Source organism: Singulisphaera acidiphila DSM 18658 (assembly GCF_000242455.2).
Lineage (GTDB): Bacteria > Planctomycetota > Planctomycetia > Isosphaerales > Isosphaeraceae > Singulisphaera > Singulisphaera acidiphila.
The window spans coordinates 3,824,913-3,843,907 of sequence record NC_019892.1; the positions used below are offsets into that span (position 1 = coordinate 3,824,913).

At 62.5% G+C, this 18,995-nt stretch carries 13 protein-coding genes; 6 read left to right on the top strand and 7 right to left on the bottom strand.

Going from position 1 to position 18,995, the window contains the following annotated elements; translation table 11 throughout:
- Positions 1–85 precede the first annotated feature (85 nt).
- Both SINAC_RS14965 and SINAC_RS14970 read right to left on the bottom strand, forming a co-directional pair.
- Positions 86–1,357 (bottom strand): transposase, encoded by a 1,272-nt coding sequence (locus SINAC_RS14965; RefSeq protein WP_157579409.1) that lies wholly within the window; start codon positions 1,355–1,357, stop codon positions 86–88.
- A 588-nt stretch (positions 1,358–1,945) separates the two neighbouring features.
- A complete protein-coding gene (locus tag SINAC_RS14970) occupies positions 1,946–4,036 on the bottom strand; it encodes a thioredoxin-like domain-containing protein (RefSeq protein WP_015246483.1) in 2,091 nt (696 codons plus the stop codon).
- A 345-nt stretch (positions 4,037–4,381) separates the two neighbouring features.
- Between SINAC_RS14970 and SINAC_RS14975 the strand changes: the two genes are divergently transcribed.
- The 3 genes from SINAC_RS14975 (at position 4,382) to SINAC_RS14985 (ending at position 8,178) form a co-directional block, all read left to right on the top strand.
- On the top strand, positions 4,382–5,371 hold the full coding sequence (locus SINAC_RS14975) for a ribose-phosphate diphosphokinase (protein ID WP_015246484.1): 990 nt from the start codon (positions 4,382–4,384) through the stop codon (positions 5,369–5,371).
- Between the two features lie 190 nt (positions 5,372–5,561).
- Complete coding sequence (locus tag SINAC_RS14980) at positions 5,562–6,989, top strand: magnesium chelatase (protein WP_015246485.1); 1,428 nt, start codon at positions 5,562–5,564, stop codon at positions 6,987–6,989.
- A 46-nt stretch (positions 6,990–7,035) separates the two neighbouring features.
- Positions 7,036–8,178, top strand: coding sequence for a VWA domain-containing protein (locus tag SINAC_RS14985; RefSeq protein WP_015246486.1), 1,143 nt, complete (start codon positions 7,036–7,038; stop codon positions 8,176–8,178).
- Between the two features lie 133 nt (positions 8,179–8,311).
- Here SINAC_RS14985 and sthA read toward each other — a convergent pair whose 3' ends face one another.
- Positions 8,312–9,712 carry a Si-specific NAD(P)(+) transhydrogenase gene (gene sthA, locus SINAC_RS14990; protein WP_015246487.1) on the bottom strand — a complete coding sequence of 467 codons (1,401 nt, stop codon included), beginning with the start codon at positions 9,710–9,712 and terminating at the stop codon, positions 8,312–8,314.
- A gap of 209 nt (positions 9,713–9,921) precedes the next feature.
- Between sthA and SINAC_RS14995 the strand changes: the two genes are divergently transcribed.
- On the top strand, positions 9,922–10,683 hold the full coding sequence (locus SINAC_RS14995; protein ID WP_237722569.1) for a 3',5'-cyclic-nucleotide phosphodiesterase: 762 nt from the start codon (positions 9,922–9,924) through the stop codon (positions 10,681–10,683).
- 106 nt (positions 10,684–10,789) lie between these two features.
- On the opposite strand, the gene SINAC_RS15000 is transcribed toward SINAC_RS14995, so the two are convergent.
- Positions 10,790–12,106, bottom strand: coding sequence for a hypothetical protein (locus tag SINAC_RS15000; RefSeq protein WP_015246489.1), 1,317 nt, complete (start codon positions 12,104–12,106; stop codon positions 10,790–10,792).
- A gap of 224 nt (positions 12,107–12,330) precedes the next feature.
- On the opposite strand from SINAC_RS15000, the gene SINAC_RS15005 reads away from it, so the two are divergent.
- The gene (locus tag SINAC_RS15005) at positions 12,331–14,034 is read left to right on the top strand and encodes an ArnT family glycosyltransferase (RefSeq protein ID WP_015246490.1); all 1,704 of its coding nucleotides are present in this window, start codon (positions 12,331–12,333) and stop codon (positions 14,032–14,034) included.
- Here the strand turns inward: SINAC_RS15005 and SINAC_RS15010 are convergent.
- The 3 genes from SINAC_RS15010 to SINAC_RS15020 all read right to left on the bottom strand — a co-directional run bounded on the left by SINAC_RS15010 (position 13,993) and on the right by SINAC_RS15020 (position 17,073).
- Positions 13,993–15,159, bottom strand: coding sequence for a glycosyltransferase family 4 protein (locus tag SINAC_RS15010; protein WP_015246491.1), 1,167 nt, complete (start codon positions 15,157–15,159; stop codon positions 13,993–13,995). The two genes, SINAC_RS15005 and SINAC_RS15010, sit on opposite strands and share 42 nt — an antisense overlap.
- 28 nt (positions 15,160–15,187) lie before the next feature.
- Positions 15,188–15,955 (bottom strand): tRNA pseudouridine(38-40) synthase TruA, encoded by a 768-nt coding sequence (gene truA, locus SINAC_RS15015; protein WP_015246492.1) that lies wholly within the window; start codon positions 15,953–15,955, stop codon positions 15,188–15,190.
- A 101-nt stretch (positions 15,956–16,056) separates the two neighbouring features.
- Positions 16,057–17,073, bottom strand: a complete 1,017-nt coding sequence (locus SINAC_RS15020; protein WP_015246493.1) for an aspartate-semialdehyde dehydrogenase — start codon at positions 17,071–17,073, stop codon at positions 16,057–16,059.
- A 277-nt stretch (positions 17,074–17,350) separates the two neighbouring features.
- Between SINAC_RS15020 and purD the strand changes: the two genes are divergently transcribed.
- Positions 17,351–18,868 carry a phosphoribosylamine--glycine ligase gene (gene purD / locus SINAC_RS15025; protein ID WP_015246494.1) on the top strand — a complete coding sequence of 506 codons (1,518 nt, stop codon included), beginning with the start codon at positions 17,351–17,353 and terminating at the stop codon, positions 18,866–18,868.
- The last annotated feature ends 127 nt before the right edge of the window (positions 18,869–18,995 follow it).

Here is an 18,995-nt window from a genome sequence, read left to right on the forward strand (position 1 = left end):
CGGGAAGCCTTGGTGTTGCCTCTGCTCAAAAAAGTGCCCAAAAAGACGACACTCCTCGCTAATCCCGACAGCCACGGCCCATTTTTCAGGCGACTCGAGGCCTCGGAACAGTCTTGGGCGATTCCCGCGCCAGTTCGATGGGAGGCGTCTCGTCCAGCCAGCGGCTTCGTGCCGCCTTCTCATGCTCCCAGTAACGGTCCAGCAGCAAAACCATGAACCGCACGATCGTCCGCCGACTCCGCCATTTGTAGCGGGCCTTCTCCTCATGGCGGAGCTTGCGATTGATCCGTTCCACATGATTGTTCGTCCGCATCCGCCGACACGCGGCGCTCCCCAAGAACGCGATCATCTTGGCGAACTTCTCCGGCCCGAGTTTCTTCACGGCCTTCACCAATTCGGGCACCCCGAGGAAGTCGCGGTCCGTTGTCAGCCTTTGGTGCCGCCGCCAAGCCGTCGCTTCGCCCTGGTTCTCCGCGAACAACCTTTGCAAGGCGTCCACGAACTGTCGCAACGGTCTCAACTCCGGCAGGTCGTTGAGCATCGTGTTCAGATCAATCCGCTCCTGGCGGCTCATCTGATCCCGCCGCCGAACGATCAGGAAGCGATGACTGAAGATAAACGCCGACTTCTCCTTATAGGTCGAACGGTGTCGCGGCTTGCGGCCTCCCGAGGGCCTGCCGCGCCGTCGCTTCCGCCCCCGGTTCCCGCGCCGCTCCAGTCCACGACGGAACCGCCGCAACGCATCGAGAACCAGCTTGTGGAGATCCTTGAGGACATGAAACACGCACAACTGATGGCGGGCCGATGGCCATAACTCGGCCAACACCGCCGGGTAGAGATCCGAGCCGTCGGTCACCACCACCTCCGGCTCCAATCCCCAGGTCTTGAGGTTCTTGAGGAACCGCCGCATGTGATCTTTGTCGTTGCTGGCGACCAGGGCGAAGGCGACGGCCAAGTCGTTCAGGGGGTCGGTCGCCAGCAGCAGAGCATAACGACCGAGATGGAGTTCATCGACGCAAAGCGTCCCGCGGAAATGCTCGAGCACCCAGCGACGATGCTCGGCCATGTCGAGACGCTTCGCCTGATGGAGGAGACAGTCGTAGACGAAACCGTCGGACAGGTCCAAGAGGAAATCGCGATGTATGGACTGAATGACGCGTTCGACGCTCATGCCATCCTCGAGGATCCGATCGAGGACGGCTTGGCGGACCTTATTATCGTAACGGGCCTTGAATTCCACGCTCGTGGGCATGGTCCGAAACGTGGAACAGCAGTGGCAGCGGGCGCGATACTCGCCGTAGGTGACGTCAAGGTAGACGACCTGATGGTAGGCGATCGAACGGATCAGGCGATTCAAGACATCCTTTCGCCGCCCCAACTTGCCACACGTGGGGCAGGGAGCTTTCTTGGGGCAGCACGAGATCGGTATCGTGAGAGTTGGGGGCCTTTGGGTCTCCATGGCCTGCGTGCTCCAGAAGGATTGGGTTTGTCTCCATCCTTCAGCACGCAGGCTGTAACTCTCGCTGTCAAGGCAAGTTGAATCGCCTCATAAACTGTCGGGATTAGCGAGGAGTGTCAAAAAGACACGAGACGATGTCCTGCTTCTCCTGACACTCGCTCCGAGCGAACAGGGAACATTCAATAGCCAAACATTGATGAACATCGAATTTGAGCAACCGCTGCCTTCCCGGCTCTAACCTCATGTGGCAACGGCCCCGGGCGCAGCGGCGTTCCTCGTGCAATCATCCGTTCCTTCGACTGAGCGGATCACTGACCGCGGGTGTCAGAAGGCAAAGTGAGGCTGATCTCGGAGTTCGAAGAAAAGCGGGAGTTGGCCACGACATCAAGTGGCTTTCGGGCCCCTGGGACTCAGGCTTTTATAAGCAAACAAGAATGCGTGCGGGGCGCCCACGGTCCCAGGGAACCCAAATAGCACAAGCAACAGTTAATCGGTGGCCCGCTCGCTCTTCTCGGAGTCCGTGGAGCCGATTCGGACGCGATCGGAAGCCCCGGCCACGACCGTGATCGGGATCGTCCAGACATAGTTCTTGTCCGTGCACAGGCTCGAGTCCTTGCTACAGACAAAGGACTTGACCGACAACCTGATCGTGAACGAATCGCCCTCCTTGGTGGCGTTGGCCAGGTCGACCTTGATCGTGAAGACTTCCGCGGGAGGATCAAGCTTGCGTCCCCCGGTCGATGTCGTGGCAAGAATCCCGATTTTCTCCGGGGTTTCGACCAGGTAGGACATGGGCACGTCAGGGCTAATCTTATAGCCAGGGTCGAGGGAAGGAAGGGTCACGTCAAAGGTGAGATCTTTGCCAGGTGCAACCTGGGCCGTCTCGAGAGTGACCTCTTTCGCTCTCGGGAAGGTGGGGTTTCGCTTGGGAGGCGCAGGGGGCGTGAGACCTGCGATCTCGAGCGTTCTGACCGTCTTCTCGCCAAGGTCGACAACCCGGATCAGACCGTTGTTCGTATCGGCCACGTAGAGGTTGGTTCCTGCCACGCTCAGGCCGCCGGGCTGGTAGAAACGGGGAGGATCGTCGGTCAGGCCAGGCTGCTTGTTACCCACCAAGGTCTCAACGGTCCGGGTAGCGGGGTTGCAGACCTTGATCTTGTTGTTGTAGGTATCGGCGATGAAGAGCTTACCGCCGCCATAGGCGACCCCCAGGCAGTGCTGAAGCCGGACGACATCTCCCTTGCCATCGACGTCCGCGAACACGAAGAGGCCCTGGCCGACGATCGTGTGAACTACGGGCTTCTTCTTATCGAGGACGATTTCGCGAATCGCAGAGACCTCGGAGTCGGCCACGAACAGGTTGTGCCCATCAGTCGCCAGCCCGCTCGGCTGAGAGAAGAGAGCCGTGCTAACCGGGCCGTCCTCAATGTTCTCCTGGCCCGTTCCTGCCCAGATGGTGACCGAATCCGACGGGATGTCATAGCGCCAGATTTGGTGGGTGCCGGCCATCGCAATCGCCAAGGTCTTGGTGCCTGGAATGAGAACCAGGTCCCACGGACTGCTCAGGCTGGTCGCCTTCCCCGCCCCGGCTCCGGAGCGGCGATGTCCCTGCTGGCCCGTTCCCGCCACGGTGCTGACCTGCTTGGTCTTGAGATGGATCGCTCGGATCGCGTGATTCTCGGTGTCGGCGACATAAAGCGTGTCATCGACGAGGCAGAGCCCCTGGGGCCGGTTGAACTCAGCTTTGGCGTAGTCACCGTCGACCATGCCGATCCCCCCCGATCCCACGACGACCGACTTCCGACCGTCGAGATCCGTCAGGACGATCCGGTTGTGGGCTGTGTCCGCGATGAAGAGTTGCTTGCTCTTCTCGTCGGCCAGCACTTTGCCCGGATAGAGCAAGGGCGAGGTGTCCGGCTTATCGCTCTCGGCGGAAAACTGAAACGGGGTGGTATTCAGGTCCCCTTTCGCTTTGTGCTTGGCCACTCGCAGGCCGATCTCGTGGTCGAGGATCGCGTAATTTCCTTCACCGCTAACCTTGCCGATGGGCGTTCCGTCGGCGTCAATCAGGACCATGGTCGGCCAGCTATCGGCCCCGAACCGATTCCAGAGAACCTGGTCGGCGTCGTTGATCACGGGGTGCTTGATCTGATACTCGGCCACCTTGCGGCGGATATTCTCGGTCTGACGCTCCTCATCGAATTTGGGAGAATGGACCCCAATCACAACGAGTTCGTCTTTATACTTCTGTTCAAGCTTGGCGAGGTCGGGCAGGACGTGGTGGCAGTTGATGCAGCAGTACGTCCAGAAGTCGAGCAGGACGAGCTTACCGCGAAGCTCCTCCAGGCGGATCGGGCCGGAGTTGATCCAGTCAACGCCCCCCTCGAGGCTCAGCTTGGGGGGCGCTTCCATGAACGCAGTCCGTTCGATCCGGATCGTTCTGGGCGCCGCCTTGCCGGTCGGATCGGACCCCGCCTTCGCCTGAGTGCTCACAAGGCCGGCCGCGATCGACAGGACGAGCGACGACGTCAAGACGAGGCTCAAAAACCATCGGGCTATGGACTTCGGTTGACGCATTGCCAGCGATCCTCTCAAGGGGAGCACGGAGTGACGTTGGATCCGACCATCGTAATTCCACCGTTATTGTAATCAAGGACGTACGTGCAAGGAGGATTATTCTGACCGAGAGCCGACCGGGAGTTCGGTTCCGAAGCGGAGTGAAGGGGCTCGACGTGGCTGGCAGAGGAGCCGGACGATCGTTAAGATCTGGAGTATACTAGAAGCGTCGCGGCAAGCGCCGGGTGCGGGCTTTTATCGATCCTCGGGGAACCGCAGCGAGGCCGATCCTCGAAGGCCATCGAAGCGACGGGCCGCCGTGGCCCCTGTCTTTACCCGCCTTTGTTCAGTTCGAGAACTTCCGGCATGGATAAATCTCTCGTCTGCAACGCCTCGTCCAAAGACAACGACCCGTTCGGTGAGCTCAAAATCTTCAGCGGAAAGGCGAGCAAGAGCCTGGCCAGCGAGATCGGCGCGAAGCTGGGAATCGAACTGGCTCAATCCGAAACGAAGACCTTCAGCGAGGGGAACGTCTTCGTCCGAGTTTTGGAGAACGTCCGAGGCCGCGACGTCTTCATCATTCAGGGGACGGAATACCCGGTCAACGACAACTTCATGGAGTTGCTCTTCTGGATCGACGCGTTCCGTCGCGCCAGCGCCACCCAGGTGACGGCCGTGATCCCGTTCTTCTCCTACGCCAAGGGCGACAAGAAGGACGAACCTCGCGTCTCGATTCGAGCCCGGGTCTGTGCCGACGCCATTGAGGCCGCCGGGGCCGACCGCGTGCTGACCATGGACCTGCACAGCCCGCAAATCCAGGGGTTCTTCAAGATCCCGGTCGACCACCTCTATGCCATGCCGGTTCTGGTCGACTACTTCCGGAAGAAGCAGATTCCTGACCTGGTGGTGGCCGCGCCCGACGTCGGATTCGGCAAGCAGGCGTACCGCTATGCGCAGATGATGCATACCAACGTCGTCTTCGGCAACAAGGTGCGGCACTCGCACGACGAAAAAGCCGAGATGCTCGACATCGTCGGCCAAGTCGAAGGCAAGAACGTCCTGATTGTTGACGACTTCACCATCTCCGGGGGCACCCTCATCGAGATGGCCAAGGCCTGCAAAGAGCGCGGGGCCCTCGACGTCTACGCCTGCGTCTCGCACGGCGTCTTCTCCAAGGGGTCGGCCGAGAAGATTGCCCGGAGCCCGATCAAAGAACTGGTCCTGACCGACACGATCGGACACCGCTTCGAGCCCCTCGCCCCTTGCTGCAAGGTGATCAGCGTTGCCGGTCTCTTCGCCGAGGCCATTCAATCAATCCACCGCCGTGAAAGTGTCAGCCGACTGTTCGACTTCTGACGCCTCGCATTCAAGACGCGGAAATCGACGACGCCCATGTCTCGCGCCTCGAGGGCGGTGGTTGGCCACCGCCCACGGCGTGCCCTTGCTTTTGCGCCTTGGTTCGCCGCGTTGACTTCGGTAGGACGGCTGCCTAGCATGACTGGAGGCGTTACCTGAACGCGCCGACAGTTCTACCGGAGGGTGCAGTATGGCGACGGAGCGGCCCAGAACCCTGGGCGATTTGCGGGCAAGCGGCTATCGGATGGAGTCGGTCAAGGATGAGATGAGGCGGAACCTGATCGCCACGATCCAGGCGGGACGCCCCCTTTTCCCCGACATCCTGGGCTACGAAGAGACGGTTGTCCCCCAGATCCAGAACGCCATCCTGTCACGGCACGACATCCTCTTTCTCGGGCTTCGCGGCCAGGCCAAGACGCGCATGCTTCGCCAGCTCGTCCACCTGCTCGATGACGCCATGCCGATCATCGCCGGGTCGGAGGTCAACGACCACCCCTACGCTCCGCTCTCCAAAGAGGCTCGCGACCGAGTCGCCGCCGGTGGCGACGCCACGCCGATCGCCTGGGTCGGCCGTGACGCACGCTATCAGGAGAAGCTCGCCACCCCCGACGTGACGATCGCTGACCTGATCGGCGAAATCGACATGATCAAGCACGCCGAGGGGCGCTACCTCTCGAACGAATTGACGATGCACTTCGGCCTGATCCCCCGTACCAACCGCGGGATCTTCTGCATCAACGAGCTGCCCGACCTTTCACCCAAGATCCAGGTCGGCCTGTTCAACGTGCTCGAAGAGCGCGACGTCCAAATCCGCGGCTACCCGATTCGGCTCACGCTCGACCTCTGCATGGTCTTCTCGGCGAACCCCGAGGACTACACCAACCGAGGCCGGATCGTCACACCGCTGAAAGATCGGATCGGGTCGGTCGTCCGCACCCACTACCCGCTGACGCGCGAGTTGGGAATCGCCATCAGTGACCAGAACGCCTGGCTCGACCGGACCGGCGGAGAACTGGCCATTCCCATCTACGTCAAAGAGATTATTGAAGAGATCTCGCGACTGGCGCGGTCGTCGTCGCACGTCAACCAGCAGTCGGGCGTTTCGGTTCGGATGTCGATCGCCAACCTCGAGAACGTCGTCTCCAACTCCGAGCGCCGCGCCTTGCTCTGTGGCGAACGCTGGATCGTGCCGCGAGTCTCCGACCTGGCCCACGTGGCGACCAGCTCGCGCGGAAAGCTCGAGCTCACAATGTCCGAAGACGACGGCAACGAAGACAAGCTGATCAGCCGGATTGTGGACGAGGCGGTCAAGAACGTCTTCGCTCAGCATCTCGACGCCCGCGAGTTCCGCGCCGCGGTGGGCTACTTCGAGTCGGGCAACGGGATCGAGATGGGCGACACGCTTCCGGCCCAGGAAGTCCTTTCCCGGATCGAGAAAGTGCCTCACCTCCGCAAGCGGGCGGACGAATTCGCGCGTCAGGTTCAGCCCGAGCTGACCGACTCCGACGCCCGCGACATCTCGGTCGCCGCCGCCGCTGAGTTCATCCTTGAGGGGTTGCACGTCCACAACAAGCTGAACAAGTCGTCCAAGGCCGGGTCGACCTCGTACAAGCGGTAAGTGGACCAACGCCGGACGAGCGTGCCCGATCGAGGAAGGAGTGCTTGTGTCTTTCTACGAATACAGCAAGTGGGACGGCTCTCAAGCGTTCCAGCCTCAGTCGGCCGAGAAGGCCTTCGACCAGCTCTCGGAGTATCTCCTCCAGCATGGCGAACAGGTCCTCCGCAACCTCGACGAGTTCGAGGAGGATGAGATTCCCGACCTGCTCCAGCAGATCGAGAAGCAAGGTCTGATCGAGCAGGACGGCGAAGGGAAGTGGCAGGTCAGCCCCAAAGGGCTCCGCCGGATCCAGGAAAGCGCGTTAACAAACCTGTTCCAGACGTTTCAGCGCGACGCGGTCGGCAAGCACGACACCCCCCAGAAAGGGGAGGGGACCGTCCGCCTCGACGACTCGCGGCCTTACGTCTACGGCGACTCACTAGCGAACCTCGACCTCCACGAGACCCTCAAAAACGGGCTCGTCCGCCAAGGGGGAGGATCGCCGATCCACCTCCGGTATGAAGATTACGTCGTTCACGATACCGAGTTCCAGTCGCGCTGTTCCACGGTCGTGCTGATCGACATGAGCGGTTCGATGGGCCGCTACGGCAAGTACGCCATGACCAAGAAGGTGGCCATGGCGCTTCAGGCGATGGTCCGCGCGCAGTACTCGCAAGACACCTTGCAGATGGTCGGCTTCTACACGTACGCCAATAGGATTACCGAGCGAGAGTTGCTCAACTCCGCACCCAAGCCGGTGAGCCTCTTCGACAGCCACGTCCGGATGCGGTTCGACCTCGACAACCCACCGAAGCGCGTCCCCGAGCACTTCACGAACATTCATGCGGGTCTCCGCCTGGCCCGAGGTCTCCTGAGCCGGCAAGGGGCGCAGAACAAGCAGATCATCGTCATCACCGACGGCGAGCCGACCGCGCACCTTGAAGGCCGCGAAGTCGTGCTGATCTACCCGCCCTCGGAAAAGTCGGCCTCGCACACACTCGCCGAAGTCCGCCGCTGCGCCGCAGCCGGGATCCGAGTGTCGAGCTTCGCCTTGATCGAAGACTATTTCTATCTCGGCCTGGTCAACTTCGTCGAGGAAATGGCGCGAGTCTCCCAGGGCGTCGCCGCCTACTGCTCGGCCGACGACCTGGGTTCGTACGTCTTCGACAGCTTCATCGGTGGCCGACGAAGCCGCCGAATGAGCCGCTGAGCGAATCAAGAGGTTTTCACTTCGGAATCGCAATAGCCATGGTGGGCCGTGCCCACCCTACAAGAATATACATGCGATCTCTTGTAGGATGGACACGGCCCACCCTCATTTTTTTCCCGCACGGCCGGACCGGCTACTTCTTCTGCGCGGCCCGACGCCCCAGCGCATCGTAGGTGGCGTACTTGTAGAGTTCGGTCAGCGTGGGATAGTTGTAGCACGTCTGAATGAACAAGTCGGCCCCTTGCTTCAGCAGCAAGGCCGTCAACCCGACATGGACGAGTTCCGTCGCCTGTTCGCCGATGATGTGAACTCCTAACAACCTCATATCTTCGGTCGCAAACAGGAGTTTAAGAAAACCCTTATCGTCGCCGATGATATGTCCGCGCGCGTTCGTGTCGTAGGTGGCCTTGCCGACGACGTAGTCGATCCCCTTCTTCTTGAGCGACTCCTCGGTCTCACCCGCCATCGAACACTCAGGGATGGTGTAGATGCCGTAAGGCAGAATCACCGCCATGTCGCTCTTGTACTTCAGGTCGAAGGCGTTGACCATCGCAACCCGCGCTTGCTCCATCGCGGTGGAGGCCAGGGCAGGGGAGCCGATGACATCCCCGGCGGCATAAACATGAGGCGCCTCGGTCTGATAGCGCGCGTTCACGTTCACCACGCCTCGCTCATTGACCACGACCCCGACCCGATCCAGTCCAAGGTCGTGAGTGTTGCCGTTCCGCCCCGACGAGACCAGGATCGCCCCTGGCTTCAACGCCAGGCCCGACTTGAGCTGAACGTCGATCTCCTCTCCCGCATGGACGGATTCGACCGAGTCATTGAAAAGGAAGCGGATGCCGATCGACTCCATCTGGGACTGGAGCGAGGCGGCGATCTCAGCGTCGAGCGAGCCGACCGCCCGGCCCCGCTGCTCGACCACGGTGACCTCGATGCCGAGAATCGCGAACATGCAGGCGTATTCACAACCGATCACCCCGCCGCCGACGACGAGCATGCTCTTGGGCATGTGCTGGAGTTGGAGAATCGTATCCGAATCCCAGACCCGCGGATCCTCGAACGGATAAATCGGCGGCCGGAACGGCGATGATCCCACGGCAATCAGGACGACGTCTCCCTGAATCCGGGTCTCGCTCCCATCGTTCGAGCGGATGCTGATCGTGTGCGCATCGACGAATGAGCCGGTGCCGCGGAACAACTGAACGTGATGCCGCGACAGGTTGTCGAGAATCCGGACCCGCTCCTCCTGGGTGACGTGCTGCTCGTGGACGAGAAAATCGCGAATCGTGACCTGGTGCTTGATGCTAAGGTTCACTCCGGAGAGGTCGCGATTGCGAAACCCCGAGAGGAATAAGGCCGTCTCGCGCAGCGTCTTCGAAGGAAGCGTCCCGGTATTGGCGGCCGCGCCACCAAGCTCCGGTTCTTTCTCGATCAGAGCCACCGACTTACCGAAATAGGCGGCCTGCGCGGCCCCCTTCTCGCCGGCCGGACCGGACCCGATCACGATGAGGTCGAACTTGCTGGAATCCATAAGGGAAGGTCCCGCTCTCTCGACCGTTGGGAACAAGAATCGCGCCGCGGTTCCACAGACCCGCCGGGCATGAGACTATGCCCCGGTTCCGCGCCTGTCAAGTTCATCGCACCTTCCCACAACGATCCCGGTGCTGGCATGTTGACGGCCCGTCCGAGCCTGTTTACCCTGGACCCCAGTCCTTCAAGGGAATTCCACACGTGAAAGTCATGCTCGTGCCATCGTCGATCGTCACGGATGGCGAAGAGCCAAGCCAATACTTGATCTCGTACTTGATCAACGATTCCGTTGCCATCGACGCCGGTAGCCTGGGAATCCATGGGTCTCCGAGCAAACAAGCAAAAATCAAACACGTCTTAATTTCCCACACTCATATCGACCATACGGCGACCCTGCCGATCTTCGTCGAGAATGCCTATGAGGGGAAATCCGACTGTGTCACAATCCACGGCAGCGAAACCGTATTGGAAAACCTCAAGGGAGATATCTTCAACGACCGGACCTGGCCCGACTTCGTCGCGCTCTCCGAAGGCTCAGCACCCTTCTTGAGGCTCGAGCTTCTTGAGCCGGAACGGCCGCTCGAGGTGGAAGGGTTGAAGATCACCCCGATCTCGGTCAACCACGTCGTCCCGACCCTTGGCTTCTTGATCGAAGATTCCCGGTCCGCCGTCCTCATCGCGTCGGACACAGGCCCGACCGACCTCCTCTGGGAGTATGCCAACAAGGCCGATCACCTCGACGCCGTCTTTCTCGAAGCCGCCTTCCCCAACGAAATGAGCGAGCTCGCCTCGATCTCCAAGCACCTGACCCCCGCACTGTTCGGCCTCGAAGTGCAAAAGCTCAAGCGGAAAGCGGCCGTCATCGCCGTCCACATCAAGGCGCGTTACCGCAAGCAGATTCTCCGCGAGTTGAGCGAACTCGCCCTGCCCAACCTCCAAATCGGCCAGTTCGGCATGACCTACGACTGGTAGCGATTGGCCCTTGAAATAAGAAAAGGCATTTCGATATGATCCAACGGCCGGCGAGGGTCCGCCTGCGGACCCCAACCAGCCCTCTTTTATGCCAGCCGCCCACGGGTCAGAGTCCCTGTTTCTCCAGGCTATAGGGCACGACCTTCACCCCTCGGTTCGACCTGAGCGGTAACAAGGCATGCTTGAGCGCCGCCTGTTGCTCGGTCCAACGCAAGCCCACCAGAGGCGCGAAGCTAGGGACCGGCTGTTCAGGGTCACGGAACTCGTTGGCATCCAGCAGGGAAACGATGTCGCCCTTGCCGAGTTCGAGCGTGTTGATCAGGTCGACCGTGGCGGCGAGATGACGTTCGGCGTGCTCTGCGCCCCCGGCGTCCACCAGCACCATGAGGCCGACGGCGAGATCGGCCTGCTTCAGGTCGGAAACAAGTGCGACGAGATCGTGGTTCTCCCATGTTTTCCGGTAGAGGCCGCGAACGGTCGGGTCGCCCGACTCGACCCCCAAGACCACCCGGCGCAACTGGAGTTGGCGGTACGTCCGCCACTGCTCGACGGACGGCCGAGGCGGAGCCATGTTGTCCAGAAACGCGTGGACGGCCTCGAGCCTGGGCGACGGCTCGGAGAAGTCGCGAACTCCGCCGGAGGGCGCACACAGTTCGCTCCGGGCGATCGTTTCCAGGAAAGTCGCCACCGCTTCGCTCGGGAGCCGAAGGACGTCGCTGCCCGCCAGAAAGATGTTCCGGTACTGAAGGCGACGCTGGCCGAACAGCTTGACGACCTCACGGGTGTGGGTGGCGAACTCGTCGCTCGTTCGTTGGTAGTAAGGCGCCGCCGATCCCCCGCCAAAGACGATCCCGTCGGCATGGCCGAGCGTGGCCTGGAGGATCAGAGAGTTCTGACTATCCGGCGGCAAGAAAGGCAAGACGCCGTAGGTTGCCACGTATTTTTCGCGATGCGCAAACCAGGCCGTCGCGTCCCATTCCACAATCCGCTCAAGGAAGTTGCAAAGCATGTCCGTCGAGAGGGGCTGAGCCTTCGAGGGGGGGTCAACCCGTTCCAGGCGACCCGCAGTGAGTGCATCGAGAAGGTCGAGGGCCGTCGCACGGACCGAGGCATCGAGGTCGCTCGCTTCGGCGAAAAAAAGGGTGCGTCGCTTCAAGACCATGTTCACCCCCTCACGGACCCGGTCGATCGCCTGGATCGTCGTGTCGAGGCCCTTGAGGTAATGGATCCCGTGGATGAATGCGCGCTGCCAACGTCCTTCCCGATCGAAGTGGTAGATCGGCCCGTCGCCGTAGTAGAGTGAGAACGCTCCCTGCTTGAAGCCGGCGAAGATCGGATCTCCCTGGGCGGGGCGGAGCATGACCCGAACGCCATAGAGAGCGCCGGTATCGAGCAGGCATTCGGCTTCGGTCTGCAGGGCCATTTCGGCAAGATCCTCGGTCGGATTGTAGGTCGGAGCCGGGCGTCGAGAAGGCAAGCCCTCCTCGATCCGAAGTCGAGTCCAAAGACCAGAGTCGGTCGTTGAGAAAGCGCCCTCCACGCCCACCGCAACTTGCATTATACTCCCGCGCCGAGTGGCGTGAACCATCGCCCTGCCACGAGGTTGCTGTTGGGATTCGATTCCGACTGGAGCCAACGGAGGGCCCCTTGGCACCAACGTCCCTGCCGCCAATTTTCGGAACCGAGGCCTGTGAATCGCGCCGACGGCTCCTGCTGGAGCCCGTATTAATCGGCCTATTGGCCCTGACGTTGAACCTCGCGGGCAATCACAAGACGAGCCTCTGGGACCGCGACGAACCGAGATATTCGGCCTGCGTCCGCGAGATGCGGGCGCGGGGCGATTGGATCCGGCCGACCTTCAACGGCGAACCGCGCTATCACAAGCCAATCCTCATCTACTGGCTGATGCGAGGGGGAGTCGCCCTCGGGGGCGATAACCCGTTCGGATGCCGGCTGGTCTCGGCGATCGCGGGGGTCGGCACTTGCCTGCTCGTCAGGGCGATGGGCCGGCGAATGCTCGGTCCACAGATGGGGATGTTCGCCGCGCTCATGCTCGCGACGTCACCGATCATGGTCACCGAATCGAAGCTGGCAACGACCGACGCCACGCTGGCGTTCTGGCTGGTCGGAGCCCAGTTCTGCCTCTGGGAACTGGCGCAGCGCCCCTCGCGCCGACTCGCCGCCGGCTTCTGGACTCTGATGGCCCTGGCGACGCTCACCAAGGGGCCGGTCGGTGCCGCCTTGATTGCCATGTCGGGAATCGTCTCCTGGTGGTGGGGAGGACCGACCGCTTGCTGGAGCCGACTCCGCTGGCGCTGGGGCCTGTGCGTATTCCTGGCCGTCGTCGCCCCCTGGCTCGTAATGATCGGCCTGGTCTCGCATGGCGAATTCTTTCGCTTCGCCATCGGGGACCAAATCATTCAACGCGTGGCGACCGGCATGGAGAAGCATACCGGGTTCCCGGGCTACTACCTCGTGACGACGCTCGGTACGTTCCACCCCTGGTCGGCCCTCCTCCCCGCGGCGCTCTTCGGCGCCTGGTCGCGACGGCGGGAGCACCCACTCTTCGGCTTTCTCCTGGGGTGGGCCGTCGGGCCCCTCATCCTCCTGGAATGCGTCCAGACGAAGCTGGTCCACTACTACTTGCCAGCCATCCCGGCGTGCGCACTTCTGGCCGCCTGGCTGATCGCGCTCGTCGTCAAGGAGGAGGTCAACCTCAGACGCTGGCCCTTGGGACGGGTCGGAGTCGGTCTGCTGAGCGGGACCGCGGTCGTTCTGCTTGGGGGTTTGATCGCGGGGGCGACGATGCTTCCCACCAGCCTTCGCAGTCCGCTCCTCTTCCTGGCGGTCATTCTGGTTTCGGGCACGACGTACGCCGTCACGCGAATCTTTTGCGGGTTGACCGAACGGGCGGTGGGAAGCTTGGTGGTGACCTGGGCGATCTTCATGTTCGCCATGGGCACGTGGCTGCTGCCGGCGGCCGAACCGTACCGAACGTCCCGGATCGTGGGCGAGCGGTTCGCATCCCTCGCAAAGGAGCATCGCGTCCAGCCGATCCTTAACTCCTATCAAGAGCCAAGCGTAATCTATGCGTACGGTCGCCCGTTACCGACCGTACGCAACTGGTCGCAGGTCAAAAAGCTGGTGCTCCAGCACGGGGCCGTGGCCACCGCAGTCCTCCCCCATGAGCTTAGCGCCTTTCTCGCCCGGCCCGAATATGAGGTGGAACGACTCGATCATTTAACCGGCTTCAACCTCAACAAGGGGGAGAACGAGTCGCTCGAGTTCATCCTGCTCCGGATGCACCGCTCAGTGCGAGTTACGGGTCTCAAGCAGTCGCCCGTAAAGTGAGCGGAGTTGCGCGGTCATCGTCTCGTGACGGAATTGGTGGGCGAACCGCGCACGTCCTTCCCGCCCGAGCGCCTCGCGCAGCCCCGGGGCAGCGGCCAGCCGGAGGATCGCGGCCTGAAGCCCGGGCAGGTCGCGAGGCGGCAGCAACACGCCCGTCTCGGGCAGAACCACTTCGCGAGCCCCATCGACGTCGTAGCTGATGACCGGGCGGCCGGTCAACAGCCCTTGCGGTAAGACCCGCGCCAACCCCTCGCGAAGGCTCGGATGGACGATGGCATCCATCGCCCCGAGGAGTTCGGGAATCCGACCGGGGGGGACCAGGCCCACGAACTGGAACGCGTGGCGAAGCCCGAGCCGCTCGGTCTCGGCGATCAGGCGGTCGCGGAGGAGGCCGTCGCCGATGAACACGAACCGGACCTTCGGATTGGCCGCGAGCACGGCAGGCGCCACCGCGAGAATATCGTCGTGCCCTTTGCGCTCGAAGAGCCGGGCCACGGTGCCGAACGCGATCTCGTCGTCGGCCAGCCCGAGCTCATGGCGGACCTCGTCACGCGACCTTGGCGGGTCCAGAAACGTATTCACGTCCATGCCACTGTAAACGGTGCTGTACTGCTCGGGACGCCCGACCCCCGCCTCGAGGGCCTGGTCGGTCATGGAGTCACAGACGCTCACGATCGCGTGGCAACGGTTCGCGGCCCAACGTTCGAGCGCCACATAGGCCCGGTTCTTCATCGGCGATTCGGAAGGGCCGAAGGGTAAGCCGTGGATCGTGTGGACCACGGCGGGAACCCGCTCATGCCAGGCCGCGGCGCGCCCGCTGATCCCTGCCTTGGAGCTGTGCGTATGAACCACCTCGGGCTGCAAACGGCGGATCGCCTGGCGGAGCAGGCGATAGGCCCGGAAGTCCGTCCCCGGCCGAACCGCGCGGACCAGTTCGGGCATCAGCTCGACCTTGAGCCCCAGTTGCTCGGCACGACCGAACAGATCCCCCTCCGGCCCCTCAGCCGGCCCGGTGATCAAGGTCACGTCGTCGCCATACCGATGGTGCAGACCTTCGACCGTCAGGAGCGTGTTTTCCTGGGCTCCGCCGATAATCAAGCGAGTAATGACATGAATAATTCGCATTGATATCAATCATGCCCCAGCCAGGTCATCAAGAGTAGGAGGGAGCGACCTCGTCGGGATGGCCATAGCGGACGACGAGCAGAAAGAGGCCTTGAGGGGGAGCGGTCGGCCCCGCCTCGCGCCGATCCTCGGCGACGAGCGCCTCCTGCACCCGAGTCTCAGCCCAGCGGCCGGTGCCCACCAGCAGGAGCGTCCCTGTGATCGAGCGCACCATGTTATACAAGAACCCGTCGGCCTCGACCTCGACCCAGACCGTGTCGTGCCGCCGCGTGACGGCGATGTCGACGATCGTCCGAACGCTGCTCGTGCGGTTGGGCCACTGGGTCTCGAAGCTATGGAAGTCGTGCCGCCCCTTCAAGGCCTGTGCCGCGCGATGCATCGCGGCCACGTCGAGCGGCTGATAGACGTGGTTGCTGTAGCGGGTCTGGAACGGATCGGCGATCCGGCCGTTGTCGATCACGTAGCGATAGCGCTTCGACTTGGTGTCGAGGGTCGAATGAAACGCTTGCGGCATGTCCCAGGCGTTCCTGACTCGGATGTCGTGCGGAAGTGTGGCGTTCAGGGCCTTGACGAAAACCTCAGGCGCGTGCCGGGAGACCGTGTAGAAGTGGACCACCTGGCCGATCGCATGGACCCCCGCGTCGGTTCGGCCGCTGGCGTTCGTGACCGCTGCGGCACCGGTCAGGCGCTGGATCGCTTCCTCCAGCGTCTGCTGAACCGTCCGCCGGTCCGGCTGGCGCTGCCAGCCGGAGAAATCGGTACCGTCGTAGCTCAGGAGGAGCTTGATATTACGCATGAGAATAAAGAGTTCACCCCAACGACGCCCAGGCCGACCTCGACGCCGTTGCGATGTCCGACCTTGCTTTGCTCCGGCTCCTCCACTCCGCTCCGCCCGACTCAGACGCGAACCGGGTCGAGCTTGAGCAACTCCTCGGCGATCTGAACGGCATTGGTCGCGGCCCCCTTGCGGAGGTTGTCGCTGACACACCAGAAGAGCAGGGCATTGGGGTTGTGGAGGTCCTGGCGGATCCGGCCGACGAACACCTCGTCGCGGTCGGAGCACGAGGCGGGCAGGGGATAGAGTCGCGCCTCGGGGTCGTCAACCACGACCAGGCCAGGAGCGCTCGCCCAGAGTTGCCGGGCCGCTTCGGGAGTGATCGGGCGTTCGGTCTCGACCAGGATCGACTCGCTGTGGCAGTTCAAGACGGGAACTCGAATGCAGGTCGGGCAGACGTCGATCGACTCGTCTCCCATGATTTTCCTGGTTTCGAGAACCATTTTGATCTCTTCCTTCGTGTAGCCGTTGGGAAGGAAGTCGTCGATCTGAGGGAGGCAATTGAACGCGATCGGGTGAGCGAACTTGCTCGGCGCGGGGGCGTCCTGACCGGCGACGTGGGCCTCGGTCTGCGATTGGAGCTCGTGGATCCCCTTCTGACCGGCCCCCGAGACGGCCTGGTAGGTGCTCACGATGACCCGGCGGATCCGGAAGGCGTCGTGCAAGGGCTTCAGGGCCACGACCATCTGGATGGTCGAGCAGTTCGGGTTGGCGATAATTCCCTGGTGCCGGGCAACGTCTTGCGGGTTGACCTCCGGAACGACCAACGGCACGTTGGGATCCATCCGGAAGGCGCTCGAATTGTCGACGACGACCGCGCCGGCGCGTGCGGCAATCGGGCTGTACTCGCGGGAGATCGACGCGGGAGTGCTCGAGAGGACGATGTCGACCCCTTGGAAGGCTTCGGGAGTCAACGGCTCGATCGTGAACGTCTTCCCACCAAAGACCACCGTTTTGCCCGCGCTTCGCTCCGACGCCAGGAATTTGATCGACCCGATCGGGAACTTGCGTTCCTGAAGCAGGCGGATCATCACGTCCCCCACGGCACCACTCGCCCCGACGACGGCAACGCTCTTCACGGCGGTCTCCCTCTCCCTTTACAAGCGCAAAACAAAAAAGCATCAGCCGGTCGGCCCCAGCTCGATGAGCGGAGGCCATCGGACGCGAAGACACGTCGAGCCGAAAGCCGGTTCGCGTTGAGAAATCTTCCACGCAAGATCGTCTATCATACGATTCGAGCGGGAAAGTTTCCAACATCACCGCCGTGAGGGGAGTGTTGGGCCTGTGCGACGAGGCCCTTGGTCTTTAGAATAAGAGAATCACAGTCCGCCGAAAGTTTTTCGTGAGGTTGGCCCGTTGAAAGTTCTCGTCATCGGCAAAGGAGGGCGAGAGCACGCCCTCTGCTGGAAGCTGAAACAGTCACCCCGGGTCAAAACGGTCTTCTGCGCCCCGGGCAACGCAGGCACCGCGCTCGATGCGCAGAACGTCTCGATCGAGCCGGGCGACTTCCGGGCTCTGACCCAGTTCGTCAAGCGGGAAGGGGTGGGGCTGACGATTGTCGGCCCCGAAGAACCGCTCACGAACGGGATCGTCGACGCGTTTCAGCGCGAGGGGCTGCGGATCTTCGGCCCGCGACGCGACGCCGCCGAGCTCGAAGGGAGCAAGGTCTTCGCCAAGGAGCTCATGCGCCAGGCCGGCATCCCGACCGCCGACTACCGGATCTTCCGCTCGGCTCCCGACGCCGAACTCTATGTGCTCTCACGCGAAGTCTCGCTCGTCGTCCGCTCCAAGGGGCGCTCGACGCTCCGGCACACCTTGCTCTGCCGGACCGCCGCCGAAACCCTGGAGGCGATCGACCGGATCATGGATCCGCGCGAGCAGCTCGGACCAGGGGTCCAGGTTGAAATCGAAGAACGGGGCGAGCGCCGCGCCTTCAACAACGCAGCCGAAGCCCGCGACCACGTCTTGGGCCGTCCGCTCGGCCTGGTCCTAAAGGCCGATGGACTGGCCGCCGGCAAAGGCGTCTACGTCTGCGACAACCTCCGCCAGGCGCTCGAGGCCATCGACCAGATCATGGTCCGACGGATCTACGGCAAGGCCGGCGACCGCATGATCCTCGAGGAACGACTCGACGGCCAGGAAACGAGCATTCTCGCCCTGACCGACGGCCGGACCATCATCCCCCTGGAATCGAGCCAGGATCACAAGCGGGCGTTCGACCACGACGAAGGGCCGAATACCGGCGGCATGGGTGCCTACTCCCCCGCGCCGATCGTCACGCCCGAACTCATGGAACAGGTCGAACGCGAAATCCTCGTCCCCGTCGTCCACGCCCTGAAGCGCGCCCGGCGGCCATTCCGAGGAGTGATCTACGCCGGCCTGATGCTGACGAACCAAGGGCCCAAGGTCCTCGAATTCAACGTCCGGTTCGGCGACCCCGAATGCCAGGCCGTCCTGATGCGGCTCAAGACCGACCTGTTCGAGGTCCTCGAGGCCGTGGTCGACGAACGCCTCGACACCATCAACCTCGCCTGGGATCCCCGCCCGGCCGTCACCGTCGTCATGGCTGCCGAGGGCTACCCTGGCCCCTACGAACGCGACCGAGTGATCAACAACCTTGAAGAAGCCGACCGCATGGCCGACGTCAAGGTGTTCCACGCCGGCACCAACCTCCGAACCGACCCAACCCTGGGCCGCGACGGTCGAATCGTCACCGACGGCGGTCGCGTCCTCGACGTCACCGCGCTCGGGGCCACGCTGGCCGAAGCCCAGACTCGCGCCTACGAGGCGGTCCGCTCCATCCGCTACAACGGCGCCTGGTATCGCCGCGATATCGCGGACAAGGCAATCAAAGCGTCCACCCCCGCCCCCTGATCCGGTATCGATCAGCCGACCAATCGACCCCAAAAGAGAGACGCCCGGAGCCATTCGCCAATGGCTCCGGGCGTCGTTCGTTTTCGTGGTCCGTCCGTCTCCCTCATCTCAAATCAACCACCCCAGG